Origin of the sequence: Nesterenkonia massiliensis (genome assembly GCF_000455245.1) — a bacterium.
GTDB lineage: Bacteria > Actinomycetota > Actinomycetes > Actinomycetales > Micrococcaceae > Nesterenkonia > Nesterenkonia rhizosphaerae.
Window position 1 is genome coordinate 23,685 of record NZ_HG005174.1, and the last position, 12,935, is coordinate 36,619.

13 protein-coding genes and 1 pseudogene are annotated in these 12,935 nt (G+C 59.0%); 4 read left to right on the forward strand and 10 right to left on the reverse strand.

The genetic code is table 11. The features are described 5' to 3' along the window. Nucleotides 1-106 precede the first annotated feature (106 nt). The 5 genes and pseudogenes from TX78_RS11670 to TX78_RS11690 all read right to left on the reverse strand — a co-directional run. The gene (locus tag TX78_RS11670; RefSeq protein WP_044496451.1) at nt 107-1,180 is read right to left on the reverse strand and encodes a DUF4192 family protein; all 1,074 of its coding nucleotides are present in this window, start codon (nt 1,178-1,180) and stop codon (nt 107-109) included. Nucleotides 1,181-2,171: 991 nt separating this feature from the next. Then, complete coding sequence (locus tag TX78_RS11675; protein ID WP_044496452.1) at nt 2,172-2,756, reverse strand: hypothetical protein; 585 nt, start codon at nt 2,754-2,756, stop codon at nt 2,172-2,174. Next, on the reverse strand, nt 2,753-3,835 hold the full coding sequence (locus TX78_RS14005; RefSeq protein WP_147640494.1) for a transglycosylase SLT domain-containing protein: 1,083 nt from the start codon (nt 3,833-3,835) through the stop codon (nt 2,753-2,755). Before TX78_RS14005 ends, TX78_RS11675 begins: the two co-directional genes overlap by 4 nt. 262 nt (nt 3,836-4,097) lie before the next feature. Then, complete coding sequence (locus TX78_RS11685) at nt 4,098-5,249, reverse strand: DUF5677 domain-containing protein (RefSeq protein WP_044496455.1); 1,152 nt, start codon at nt 5,247-5,249, stop codon at nt 4,098-4,100. Between the two features lie 263 nt (nt 5,250-5,512). Further along, nucleotides 5,513-6,004 (reverse strand): annotated as a pseudogene (locus TX78_RS11690) (recombinase family protein); the annotation flags it as partial. Nucleotides 6,005-6,239: 235 nt separating this feature from the next. Here TX78_RS11690 and TX78_RS11695 point away from each other — a divergent pair. The 4 genes from TX78_RS11695 (at nt 6,240) to TX78_RS11710 (ending at nt 9,410) form a co-directional block, all read left to right on the forward strand. Further along, nucleotides 6,240-6,863 carry a hypothetical protein gene (locus TX78_RS11695; protein ID WP_147640495.1) on the forward strand — a complete coding sequence of 208 codons (624 nt, stop codon included), beginning with the start codon at nt 6,240-6,242 and terminating at the stop codon, nt 6,861-6,863. Between the two features lie 187 nt (nt 6,864-7,050). After that, complete coding sequence (locus TX78_RS11700; RefSeq protein ID WP_187118375.1) at nt 7,051-7,632, forward strand: recombinase family protein; 582 nt, start codon at nt 7,051-7,053, stop codon at nt 7,630-7,632. 116 nt (nt 7,633-7,748) lie between these two features. Continuing rightward, nucleotides 7,749-8,429, forward strand: a complete 681-nt coding sequence (locus tag TX78_RS11705) for an 8-oxoguanine DNA glycosylase OGG fold protein (protein ID WP_044496457.1) — start codon at nt 7,749-7,751, stop codon at nt 8,427-8,429. Between the two features lie 132 nt (nt 8,430-8,561). Further along, complete coding sequence (locus TX78_RS11710; RefSeq protein WP_044496458.1) at nt 8,562-9,410, forward strand: DUF6602 domain-containing protein; 849 nt, start codon at nt 8,562-8,564, stop codon at nt 9,408-9,410. A gap of 403 nt (nt 9,411-9,813) precedes the next feature. Here TX78_RS11710 and TX78_RS11720 read toward each other — a convergent pair whose 3' ends face one another. From TX78_RS11720 to TX78_RS11740, 5 genes are all read right to left on the reverse strand, one after another. Continuing rightward, nucleotides 9,814-10,221: a hypothetical protein gene (locus TX78_RS11720; RefSeq protein ID WP_147640496.1), complete on the reverse strand. Its 408-nt coding sequence runs from the start codon at nt 10,219-10,221 to the stop codon at nt 9,814-9,816. Between the two features lie 98 nt (nt 10,222-10,319). Beyond that, complete coding sequence (locus tag TX78_RS11725) at nt 10,320-10,613, reverse strand: hypothetical protein (protein WP_147640497.1); 294 nt, start codon at nt 10,611-10,613, stop codon at nt 10,320-10,322. A gap of 2 nt (nt 10,614-10,615) precedes the next feature. Further along, nucleotides 10,616-11,215 (reverse strand): ParA family protein, encoded by a 600-nt coding sequence (locus TX78_RS11730; protein ID WP_044496463.1) that lies wholly within the window; start codon nt 11,213-11,215, stop codon nt 10,616-10,618. A gap of 179 nt (nt 11,216-11,394) precedes the next feature. After that, nucleotides 11,395-12,282, reverse strand: coding sequence for an ArdC-like ssDNA-binding domain-containing protein (locus TX78_RS11735; protein WP_044496465.1), 888 nt, complete (start codon nt 12,280-12,282; stop codon nt 11,395-11,397). Nucleotides 12,283-12,727: 445 nt separating this feature from the next. Further along, nucleotides 12,728-12,935: glutaredoxin domain-containing protein (locus tag TX78_RS11740; RefSeq protein ID WP_044496467.1), on the reverse strand; the 208-nt coding region annotated here is incomplete at its 5' end.

The following is a 12,935-nucleotide window of genomic DNA, read 5'->3' on the forward strand; positions in this document are numbered from 1 at the left end:
GCTTCGATGCCGCCAGTCGATACGGCGCAGCGACCTTTTCCGGCACACAGCTAGGCCCCGGTCCCAGCTAGTTCGGGTAGCTGGGACCGGGGCCTGTTTGCAGTGATTAATCAGTTATCTGGTTGTCCTTGTAGTGGCTCCAAGAGTGTTCACGGATGATCGCCCACTTACACATGCCTAGCAAGTCGATAAGGCGCGGCAACTGGTTCGTTGGGTCCACTGTCTGACACGCCTTGCTGAATGCGTTGCTGTCCGTCCCCTTGCCTTTTGCCCAGGCGATCCAGGTCATCATTGCCAGGGTCTGAGAATAGATCCGGTCATGGTGCTCGGTTTGCCCTGCCATGTGTCCCAGCAGAGTTTCGAGTGCATCAATCTTTCGCCACTCCGGGGCTGCTTTGGTCGTCCCCATGATGATGTGTTCGTACCCCAGGGCTTCACGGATTAGCTCGTCTTGTACGGTGCTTAGTGCCATCGTGTAGTTGCTTGCGGCTAGTGTCAGAACGCCGTCCCGAACGTCACTGTCAGTCAGTGACTGCGCAAGCATCGCCAGGGTTGCGGGGCTGATCCTTTCAACGGGTGTATCTAGCGCAAACTCCCACACGGTAAGAAGCTCGCTGAACGGGGGCATCGCCGTACCGGCGCTTTCCAGAAGTTCGTGGAATTTTGGGCCGTCTGTGCGCTTGAACGCCGTCACCGGGTCGGCCTTAGGCAGGAAGTCGGCCCGTGTCAGATCAAGCACAGCACCGGTAGTGATCCCTGTGATCAGCTCGTCAAGATTCTCGGGCTCACTGTCTCGATCCAGGGGGGTCACGCTATCTTTCCCTACGTACCACGATGCCACGACACTGAGTTCACCAAACATGCCCAGCTCATCCCCCACGGACTCAACCACACGGGCAGCTTCTTCAGGCTCCACCGGTGTGCTCTCGTCCACGAACACCCCAACTGTCACCGCGGTAACTCCGGTCTGAAGCATTGCATCACGAACCAGAGAGTGAACCCGCTCAGGGTTGACCAGGCAGGCGTTCAGTTCTACGCGCAGCACTCCCCCAACAGTGTCGTTGTTCATGACGGCCTGGACTACGACAGACCCGCGCGGGAGGTAGCCGAGGTTACGAACCACCAGGGCAAGATAATCGGCTGCAACAGTGAGGTTCAGGGGCTTGTGGTTCTCGAACATGGTTCTTCTCTCCAGAGCTGGGAGGTGCCAGAAGCTCCCAACCCCTCATCGTTTTTTCTTCGTGCTGGCAGCTCTGCTGCTTGGTCCGCGACGGAGCGGGCAGCAACCCGAAGGGCAGCGGAGGAGAGAAATCTCCGCGCGAAATAAGGGAGCGCAGCGACCGCGTGCGGAAAATTCTCGGAGGAGCTGGCCCCGGTCACAGACCGGGGCTTGTGCCCGCGGAGCGCGGACCTACAATCCGAAGGACAGCACGAAGAAAAAGAAAAGGCTCGGCGCGAAAGCGCCGAACCTTCACTGCCGGCCGCGTCGCGGCCGCCCATTTGTTTAGAGACAATCCGGGCGAAACCCGCCGTTACTGCACTCACGACACGCCGAGGGTATGGCGAATCAGAAGAATTTTTCCTCACACTGTCTACAAAGCAAGGGTGTGGATAAACGGGATGGGATTACTCGTTCTGACTGGTATATCAAGGGAGTTTAAATCTCCCCACCTGTGGAAAACCTTCCCCCCGTCTACAGGGGCGGCTACCACCACATCTTGTGTCTAGGACGACGCTAGCGCCTAGATGTAGTATGGAAAGGTAGATCTGCGGCGACCTGCTTCAGACACACGAAAGCGACGGCCCGAGAATCTTGGCGGATCAGAGGGCCGTCGCTTTCCCACAACAGATTAAGGACGACGATGTTCCGTAAGTATTCAGAACTACGTGTCACTGTCACTTTGTGCCAGTGCTCCATGAGCAACTATGGCAAGTTTTGCGCTAGCGCTTCTGACTATACAAATCTTTCGCCCGTAAGGAAAGTCCACAGGAAAATTTCTTCCCAGAGAAAATTTCCGGCACAGATGATCGTTCCTCGGAACAATGTGGGCGCATCTTGGTGGCGCTGGGCTCCCTACGCCCTTACGGCTCTTATGGCCGGCCTCAAGGCACTTGGGATGATGTAGCTCAGCAAGGGTGTGAGTGGCGGCGCTGCTAGCGTCGCCACTCACCTACACGGATTCCCAGCTGTAGTCGCTGATCAGCAGTTCCCCGTCGGCCTCTTCGAATGTGAAGAAGAACAGTCTGCGCTCTGTGGGGTTGCTGGTGACTGCGCCATCGTCGGCGATCCATACCCAAGACGCTTCGACGGAGATCACTTCATCACTAGTGGCTCGATTGGGTTCCACAGTTGGCCGTGAGGTTGCGGCTGCTGCAGCGGCGTCTAGCCACTCTGGGCCTGTGGTCGGACGCTCTGGGGGCGTGATGGACTCTGCCAGTTCATCGGTCATCAGGTGCGCCGCTCGCAGCTCTGCCTCGGTCTGGTTGAAGTCCTCGTTGGGGTCCCAAGTGGTCATGATCTCGGCAGCTTCAATTGCCAGCTGTTCCATCCGTTCACGCGTTGCGTCTTCGATGGCCGGCTCATCGTCTTCTGGCGATGGCTGCGGAGCAGCCGGCGGCAAGGATGACTGGGCCGGTGCGGGCGTGGGTTCTGCAGCTTCATCTTCTGCCGAAGTGCGCTGCACTGCCCAAACCGTGGCACCAACCGCGACAAGGAAGACCACGATGATCACGGTGAGGATGGTCGTGCGTTTCATAGGATGCCTTTCGCTCGGAGGAAGGGCTCAGGGTCAATGAGGTTGTCCCAACCCGCTTGATCCCAGGCTCCGTCGGGGGTGCCAAACTGCAGATGTAGGTGAATGCCGGCACTGTTTCCTGTGGTGCCCTCGTGGCACAGTGGCGTTCCAGCAGGAACAACGTCACCTGCTGAGACATAGAACGAGTTATAGCGGCAGTGCCCGAACTCGACGTGCAGGTAGGGTTCTTCGGTCATGATCGCAAGCACGGTCTCACCAAGCCCCGGCTGCGTGCCCACCGCTCGGATCTCCAGCTCCATCGGCGCCACGATGGTAGACCCTGGAGGCGGTGTAGCAATGTCGATCCCTCGGTGATCGGAGACGCCATTGTGGCAGTTCAGCGCATTCGCCACCGGGCATGGCCGCGGGCCGAAGCGGGAAGTCACGATGCCCCCAGGCAGGGGGTGAGTCCACTCCCCCGGGCCGAGATCTCCCACGTCAGCGGAGAAGCCTCCAGGAGGCGCGCAGTTGGCGGAGAAGTTGCCTTGTGCGGACTCCATGATGGTTTCGACATAGTGCTGGGTCTCCGCGAAAGGGGGAACTCCCCCGTGTTGCTGCACGGCACCAGGGCCGGCGTTGTAGGCAGCGAGAGTGAGCTCTATGAGTTCACGCTCGCTGCTGGCAAGACTGCCGACTTCCTCCTGCAGATCAGCCATATAGCGGCCCTGCGCCTCGATAGAAGCGATGGGGTCAAGGGGGTCCACCCCATACTGCGCGGCGGTTCCAGGCATGAACTGCGCAATACCTCGAGCGCCGGCCGGACTCTCCGCGCTTGCGTTCCACCCTGACTCTTGTTGGATCTGTGCTGCCAATACGTCAGTGGAGATCCCTGAATGCGCTGCGGCTGCTTCGATGGCTTCCCAATACTCATCCGGCACTGATTCGCGGGTGTGCGCAGCGGTTTCTGCATCCTCTCCAGGTCTGCACGCCAACGCGGGCGCGGGTCTCTCATCCTCGCCCAAAATGGCGATGATCGGAAGGAATAACAGCAGTAGGAGGCCGGTGACGCCGAACAGAACGATGCGGCCCGATGACTGCACAGCAACCTCCACAAGACAGGCGTATAGTTCTATAAAGCGCTTATAGTCACTATAACCACTATTAGCGCGTTAAGGAACCTTAGGTGTTCTCTCGCCGGCCTGGGCCAAGTGGTGACCTGCCGACTACCCACTTCCGTAGGGCGCGCCCTGTGATGAAACCTCTAGCTCTCTGCTGCTCTGACTTCCCAGACTCACGAGGAGTCCACAACAATCCGCGAATGGGAAGAGCGCGCCTATACCTGGAATGCAAGGGGATCGCTAACTACGCACCATTCTGAGGACCTAGCGATGAGTGCCAGTCTCTTGCGATATCTTTTGCTGTAAACCCTAAGTTTGTAGGATTAAATTCATGATCCCCGGGTATCAACAATGCCTCCGCCGGGAACCGCGTAGCCCCCCTCTTCGGTTCCACAGCCACGTCTAACCGGGGACGCACGTAGGGACGACCACCAAACATCTCGGGTATGTGGGCCTTAGCGGCCTGCAGCTCGCGACTTAGGTCGGGTACCGGGTCCGGATCTTCTGCAGGCGTCATAGTCTCATCCCGGAAGTCGTGCAGATACCATCTCACTTTTCCGCCTGGAAAAATGGCGACTGCGGATATTGCTGCGAACGGTGCAGGATGCTTAGGCCACATCTTCTTATCGACTTTGATGCAAGCATCGCGAATCTCCTCGAACCGTTCGAGCACCTGATAGGTTCGCGCTTCTAGCTCTTCGCTTTCAATGCGATCTACAACTACTCGTAGAGCTCGCACGAACTCCAGAAATGAACCGAGTCCCTCTTCGAAGGCCAACGCAGTTAGTTCTAGATCAGATCCGATTCTCAGTGTGGTGCCGCCTTTGATGGATCGCACGAGCCCTTGAAGGCCGCCGCTTGATCCATGGACCACTCCAGAGAGGACTCGATAACCGATGTAACCTTCTTCCGTCCCCAAGCGCTCTGCACGATCTCTGATAGTTCCTTCCGCCCAACCGTTACGAAAGCGTTTGCCATACTTCGCGATAGCCTCCCGAACGGGCCTGGTGGCCGCGGCCTCAAGTGCTTTAAGCCGCTTCTTCTCGCTTCTCTGGTTAGCGGGGGTCATCCCACCTATTACCCAAGTTCTTTTGCTTAGCTGTTCGGCGACGATGTGCTTATGCGCCATGAAGCGCTCTGAAGTGTTCACGTCGGAGTTCGTCACGTCCATGAAATTGACTAGGTGTTCGAACAGGGCCCGCGCCAAGAGGGCCGCGGCCCTCCCCTCCAGGAGGTCCACCTGTCTAATCAATGAGAGCGCGTCATTCGCTGCAGCGTTGAAAATGTGTTTCTGCGCGTCATTCGTCAAGTGGCTGGAGAGCAAGCCTGGGAACATCTTTACGCACCACTGCCACTGCTCTATCTCATTGCGAGTGTCTTCGGCTAGTAGGTCCATCAAGCTACTCGGAGCGGCTGATCCAAAGCTTGCCGATACAGGGGCGACGTCCCGACCGTTCCGATCCCTTGCGCGCCAGTCCTGCCCTAGTGGCTTACCGAAACTCTCTCCGCGGGACATGGGCAACCTCCAGATATCAATGGCAGTTGTACGCAAAGCGCGCCTACAAATTTACGACCTATTGTTGTCGTACAGAATGAACCGAGCCCTTTTCATGCGCTGAAAACTCTTTGCGCCTCTGCCTGGATCAACCAAAAGACGATTTATCGGCTGGCGAGCTGCTTGATGTCCCATTCGCGCAAGGCTCGCCCTATGGTGGCGCGGCCGACTCCAAGGGCATCTGCGATCTGCTGCTGTGACTTGCCAGCTTTGCGCAGCTGCACAGCTGCTTCTAGACGGTCTGGCGTCATGACGGTGGGGCGACCGCCGACGCGCCCTTGGGCGCGTGCGTGCGCGAGCCCCCGCCGCGTGTTCTCTCGGATGGTGGCAACGCGAAGCTGCGCCATGACTGCCAGAATGCCGACGATGGCCTCTCCCATCGGGGTAGAGGTATCGACGTCGAGAAAAGGCTCTGTGAGGCTTTTCAACCGCACGCCTCGGGCTCCCAAGTCACGGATCTGTTCAATAGCCATCCGCTCGGTTCCGGCGATGCGGTCTAATGCTCGGATCACCAAAGTGTCCCCTGGGCGTAGATACTCCAAGCAGGCCACCCACTGTGGCCGATCAGAGATCCGGCTCGATTCTCCGTGGTCAACAAAGACCCTCGTTGCGCCGGCAGTGTGACTTTGTGAGCTAAATGGCGGGGTTCGTCAGGCGCTCCGCGGCGGTCTCCGCTCCCGCAGGCAAGGCTTGCTGGGAGTAAGAACAATGTCCCGCAAGAGGATCGTCTACCGGGCGACCGATCTACTCGTCGGACGGCTCCTAGTCCGCGTGACCAGAGCCTGGTGGTTCCTGAGCATTCGAGAGGGGTCGCGTGGCAGGATGACATTTGTGACCTACACTCCGTGCGCCGACGTCTCTGCAGCTGACTGGATCGCAACCTCCAGTACCCCGTGGCAACGCCTAGTAACGATGGGACCTCCCGGCTACCCCTCCTATGCCCGACTCAGGTTTATACCTGACCCAGCATTCGCAGGACAGGCTGAGCACGAAGCCCTCCCCAGCGGCGACCACCCAACAGATGAGGATCAACTCCGCTTCGCTGTTGAGACACTGCTGCCCTTTACCGAGACACCCAACGTCGGCTACTCGTTATTCTGGGCGGGATGGGGAGACGGAGCCTTCCCCACTGCGGTGCTGCAGACACCCCAGGTGGAAATCCCGGAGACACCTCAGGTGGAAATCCCGGCACGCGAGTACTACCTATGTCGCGTCAGCCTGTCGGACCTCGCTTCAGGCGCGGTCCACGAGGTGTGGGAACAAGACGCCGCTCACCCGATGCCGCCACCGGCATTCATCTGGCCCGAAGACCGCTCCTGGTGTGTCACTCAGGATGTCGACCCTCACTGGGGTGGAATCGGTGCTAGCGATGATGCCATAGACCGGTTGTTGACTGATTCGCGCCTCGATATCGTTCGGGCCGAATGGGATCAGGAGTCCCCTTCCTTCTACTGAGGGAGCTGACCGCTGCAAGATGCCTCTAGGTTCAACCTCCAGAGGATTCGTCTGCCCGTAAGCCGGTCGCTCACCGGGCACTCCCCCACCCCAAACCCAATCCATATAGACACCGGGCTCTGAGTGCCCGTATACCCCGCCCGATTAAAAGCACGGTGAAGGCCCCCTATCTGCAACACTTGAGGGCATGACTCGACTGAAGATCGGATACGCCCGGGTATCGACCACCGGACAAGACCTCACCGCGCAGCGTGAAGCACTCATCGGACTCGGGGTCGACCCCGATCAGGTCTACGTCGACCACGGGCTCACCGGAACCAACCGCACCCGGCCCGGACTCCGCGAAGCCCTCGCGGCCGTCCGCTCCGGAGACACCCTGGTGGTGACGAAGCTCGACCGGCTCGCCCGATCACTGCCCGATGCTCGGAACATTGCCGATGAACTCACCACCAAGGGCGTGACGCTGAGTATCGGCGGCAGCCTCTATGACCCCAACGACGCGGTAGGCCGACTGCTCTTCAACGTCCTCGGCATGGTGGCGGAATTCGAAGCAGACCTCATCCGAGCCCGCACCCGTGAAGGAATGGCCATCGCAAAGTCGAAAGGTCGGCTCCGAGGGAAACAGCCCAAACTCTCCCCATCAAAGCGCAAGCATCTTCTCGCCACCCATGCAGCTGGGACTCACACTCAGTCCGAACTAGCCGAGCTCTTCGACGTCTCGCGCGCAACGATCTACAGGGAACTTCAACGCATACAGCCCACGACTTGATCAAACATGCACGAGCGCCGCGAGGCGGGTCCCCCGCGGCTGAGCAGGCAACTTGCGGAGCTGCCACTCGTATAACTGCCCTGCCACCCCATCGTCGATAGGGCAAGATGTCCCACATGACTAAGGACATGCCGCAACCGCTCATCGAACGTCTCGCAGAGAATGCCGAACAAGTAGCGTTCGGTTGGCGACGGGAAGCGTGGCAGGCTGCAATGTACGACGACGATGCGACTCTGGCTCTACTTGACCGCCTCGGTGAGAACGTCGACCGGGAGACTACCCGCACAGTTGTTCTTGAAGAGCTTTCGGCGGGCCGGGTGACCCCAGCGTTCGTCGCGGCAATGATCTGGGGACACGGAATGACCGGCTACGGGCCGGCACGCGTGCGCTGGGTGCTCACCGGAGTACGTGGAAGGACTTCGATCACCGCACCGATTCGGTCAGACGTTCTCGAGAAGTTGACCGATGGAGCGAAGGTCGCTCGCGAGTCCGGCCCGGTTGAAGGCTTCAGGTACATGAACAATTCTGGGAAGATCCTCCACTTGGGGGGATCCTTCTTCACCAAGTGGCTCTACTTCACTACCGCAGTTGATGGCATTGCCGACCCGAATGCCGCGCCTATCCTCGACGCGCAGGTGGCCGGATGGCTGCGGGAACACAATGTGGAATCTCTCCGCATAGATAAGACTCCAGCCTACGAAAACTACCTTCGCCTATTAGTGGACTGGGGTCAAAGGTCTGGGCGGGCACCAGCCCAGGTTGAAGCTGCGATCTTCCACCTAGCCACTGGTCGATGAGTGAAACCACCAACACAGGTGTGCCCCTGGTGGCCGAGAGCGTGACGCGCCGCGAAACGAGAGACACGGAAACGACCCTTGTGACCTGACTGAATCTCGATCACTTTATTCACGCTGGGGCATACTTCAGTCATGAACTCCCCTACGGACCTGCACGGCATCCTCGACGATGTAGCCGCCCAGATGGTCGCAGATTTCCAAGCCAGCGCGAGGGTGAACCACCGCGGATCTAAGGGAACAGTACGCGAAGAGACCGTACGATCCTTTCTGGCGGACTACCTACCAGGCTCTACGACCGTGACTGGTAGTGGCGAACTCCTTGCCACGACTGGTGAGGTCTCTGGGCAGTGTGACGTAATGGTGATGGATGCTGGGACCCCTCCCTTATGGAAAGAGGAGAGCTATCGGATCGCTCCTATCGAGTGCTGCTTTGCAACGATTGAGGTGAAATCGGATCTCACCCGTCCCGAGCTAAAGAAGGCCTGGGACGCAGCCAAGAAGGTAAAGTCGCTTCCCCGAAGCGCTTACTTGAAGGACCCCAGCCCCATCTCCTACACCCGCACAGCCTACGGCCGTCAGGTCGAAACCATGCCTCCCCAGGTCCATGTCTTCGCCTACAGCGGTGTCTCGCTAACTGTCCTCGGCGAAGAATTGGCTTCTCTGGCACAGGACGGCGATGATCACTCACTGGGCCTCGACTCAGTGTGTGTACTCGACAAGGGGCTAATCACTTGGGCCAATCTCGGGACCGGCGAATTAGGGATGCGACTTCCAGACTCGAAGGCGGCTGCTTACAATGCCACTCCAGGCCAAGTACTACTCTACTTAGCCACGGTTCTCAACAAGCACTTAGCTACCGCGACAATGAACCCAAAGTTTGACATCACCGGCTACATCAAAGGGACCCTTGGGGACCTATACGGCATGTGGCCAGAGTTCCCCCCAAGCGTATTGAACGCATTACGGCCGCAGATACCTTGAACTTGTCGGGCCGCCACACAGAGTGAGATCTCCGGGGCGACTCCAACCGAACACTATTCATGGGCGTTCTGCGGGCTCCAAGAAGATCCCTGAGGTTCGCTGTCTTATAAACCTACACTTTTTGAGACCTGCATGACGTCGCTGAGTAGGCCGCCGTAACGAACGGTCGTCTGAGTCAGTTACGCGAAGGAGGCTCAGAATCGACCACTCGTCCCCGCCCCGATTGGGTGAGCAACGCCTGGTCGTCACGAAGAGGAAGCAACGCATAGTCGACACCGTAGGTCCTGAGGGTGCGATCGATGAGTTCCGGAGGGCACTGCGGCAACAGCCCGTCAGCGTGGGGGATGACAACCTGGTCGACCACGCGTCCACCCGAAAACGATCGTTCTCGGGTGGGCTCGGTCTAGGCCCAGAAGTAACTGACGAGGAAGTAAGTCGCTCCAAAGAGGACGAGAACGTGTCCACCCACCGACGCCCACTCCTTTGCCTTAGCCGACTTTGGACCAAGCTGCCCATCCTCGCTCAACGCCAGTGCAATCAAGTCACCAAAGGCGAGCAAAAATAAGCCAGCTACGGTGAACAAACCGGCTGCGAGGACCAGGGAGCGCGGATCTACATACAGGAGGGCAAGAAGCACGCCGATTCCAGTTGCCATAACCGGTACAAAAACTGCCATCACGCTTCCGGTGGCCCTCGTCACGACTCTTTTTACTGCCGAGGAGTCCACGTGAGTCGGGAGCTGGTGCAGAGGACATTCTGTATCCCTGTCTTTACAGGGATACAGGTACAGAGAGCAAACTCTATTACTCATCGGCGGGACTCTGTGCAATCTTCACTACGCCCCCAGCTAGGTCGAGTCCTGGCCGCATCTCCGTATTCCTGCATAGCTGTATAGCTGTATAGCCATCTTTACAGATGGCCAGATTGCCGTGGGGTGATCTGCGCGCCATCTGCCTTCAGGCCCGCTTCGATATAGCGGATCACCAGATCCCGCATAGGTGTGTCTTGCTGCACGGCATGGAGGTGAAGATCCCGGTGAAGGCTAACGGGCAGCTCATAGGTGGCCTTCTTCAGCTGCTCTGCCGGCTCCTCCCCCGTGCGGAAGGTCTGGGCTACGCTCGTGCTCTGCGCGGTGGCAGCAGACTCTTCTTTCTTCTTCCGCAGGGTTGCTCCGAGGTTAGCTTTTGGGCTCTTGGCAGTCACGGTCATTCTCCTTCGGTAGTCAGGGCTTCGTGCAGCTCGGCGAAGACTTCTTCGTAGCCGTGCAGGCTGGGGAAGTCCAGGCTGGTGAACCACATCTTGTTCACTTCTTCGCGTGTGGGGATCTCCGCACCAAAAGCGACAATGTCCTCTTCTTCGAAGAGCTCCCGTGCCTGCTTATAGAGCTGGTGGCGAGAGTCGATGTTCCACAGGAGAATCGCGGCCGGCGTTGATAGTGCCCGGTAGGTCTCCAGAGCGCGGTCTAGATCTGCTGGTGTGGTGCGGGTTGGGATGATGGTGAGATCGGCATGGGAGACAGCGGCATCAATGATGGCTGGATCTCCTGGCGCAGTATCGATTAGCAAATAGCCCACGTTGGCGGCTTTGATCTTCCGGGCAAGTGTCGCCCGGTTGGCGTCGGTGACGTCAAAGCGCAGCGGATCTCCGGCTTCTTCTGCAACTTCAGCCCATTTGCTGGCGCTACCCTGCGGGTCTGCGTCGATCACCGCGACGGTGAATCCTTTTCGGCGCGCGGCTTCAGCCAGCATGATCGAGCTGGACGTCTTTCCGGTGCCACCTTTGGTGTTCACTACAGCAATACGCATGGCTGTACCTCCTTATTTACAGGTTACCGACTATGCGGTTATACGGCAATACAGGCTTACAGGTTCCTGGGTTTATGGATTCCTGCCTAGCTGGGGTTACAGGATTATCGGTTGCTCAGGTGAGGTCCGCGCCCACCGGGGGAGCGCGAGGGGGCCGGCGGCCCCCTCGCGCGTCGCGCTCAAGCGGCGACGGCCTCCGGTGCTCGGGCCTCCACGGTAATGCCTTCGATGATGGAATGTGCGGCTTTGAGGACGTTGGCAGCGGTGGACTTGATTAGGTCCGCGTCTGCTTGGCTCCAACCGGCGATGTATCCAATGCTGTAGCTGCTGGTGTCCATGCCCAACAGGCCGGCTACAACGTAGGCCACTGACTCGGCTTCGGTTTCTGCGGTGCCGCGGTGGGTGATCGCCTCGGCTGGCTCCTCGGTGGCGTGTAGCAGGGCGTGAGCTGCCTCGTGGAGGGCGGTTTTTGCTGCTTGGGCGGGGGAGAGGGATGAATCTATGACGATGCGTTTAGTGCCGTCTGTGGTGGTGTATCCGTTGGTTTCGCCGGGGATCGGTTCAACGCTGACGGTCCAGCCCTGGCCTGTCAGCCAGTCGGTGACTGCTGCGGTGATTCCCTGGGGGTCTTCTCCTGTGAGCCGCTGCGCGAGCGTGGGCACTGGCTCGGCTCCTTCGATTTCCTCTGTTTGTGAGATATCGAAAACAGACACAGGGAAGAAGACCATACGGCGGCGGGTGGTCTCTTCGCCGGTTTCGTCTTCTTCGGTGACCTTTTGCTCTCGGCCTCCAAAGATTCGGATTCCTTTTTCTCCCTTGCTCACCTGACGGCCCAGCTGCTGCCACTTTCGGTAGCCTGCGACGTGGCTGGCCTCGGGCTTCTGCGAGAAGATCAGGATCAAGTTATTGACGCTGTAACTGTGAAACTGGCGCATGAAGTCAAGCATCTTGCGCCACTGGTCGGAGTCCCGGAGTGCTTCGACCTGTTCTGTGATGGCTGCCTGAAGCTGCTCGGCCTCGGCTCGGCGCTGCTCGGGGGTCTTCTGGTTCTTGATCTTGCGGGTCATGGTTGGTCTCCCTCCTCGTTTTTTCGTTGATGGCAGCTCTGCTGCTTGGTCCGTGACGGAGAGGGCAGCAACCCGAAGGGCAGCGGAGGAGGAAAGTTTCTGCGCGAAATAAGGGAGCGATAGCGACCGCGTGCAGAAAGTTTCCGGGGGAGCTGGCCCGGTCGCAGACCGGGCTTGTGCCCGCGGAGCGCGGACCTACAATCCGAAGGACATCAACGAAAACACGAAGAAGATCCGGCGTTTGCGCCGGAATCGTTCCGCGGACGCGCAGCGGCCGACGATGGACGGGGCATCCCCGTCCCTACGCGGTCTGCCCCGGCAGATCGGCGTACTCGCGCCGGCTGTTTTGCTGGCATTCTGTAGATACAGGTTGCCAGGTGGCTGTATTTACAGCTTGAAACACAGGGGTCTCGGACTGAGGATGACTCAGCCCGAGACTGTCTGTTTAGGCTGCGGCGATCTCACTGATCTTGTCCGGGCGGAAACCGGACCAGTGGGTGTCCGCGGTGACCACCACGGGAGCTTGCATGTATCCTATGCCGCGCAGCTGCTCGAGCGCCGCGTGATCAGTGCTGATATCAATGACCTGGTAGCTGAGTCCGGCCTTGTCTAGGGCTCGGAAGGTGGCGTTGCACTGGACGCAACCCGGCTTG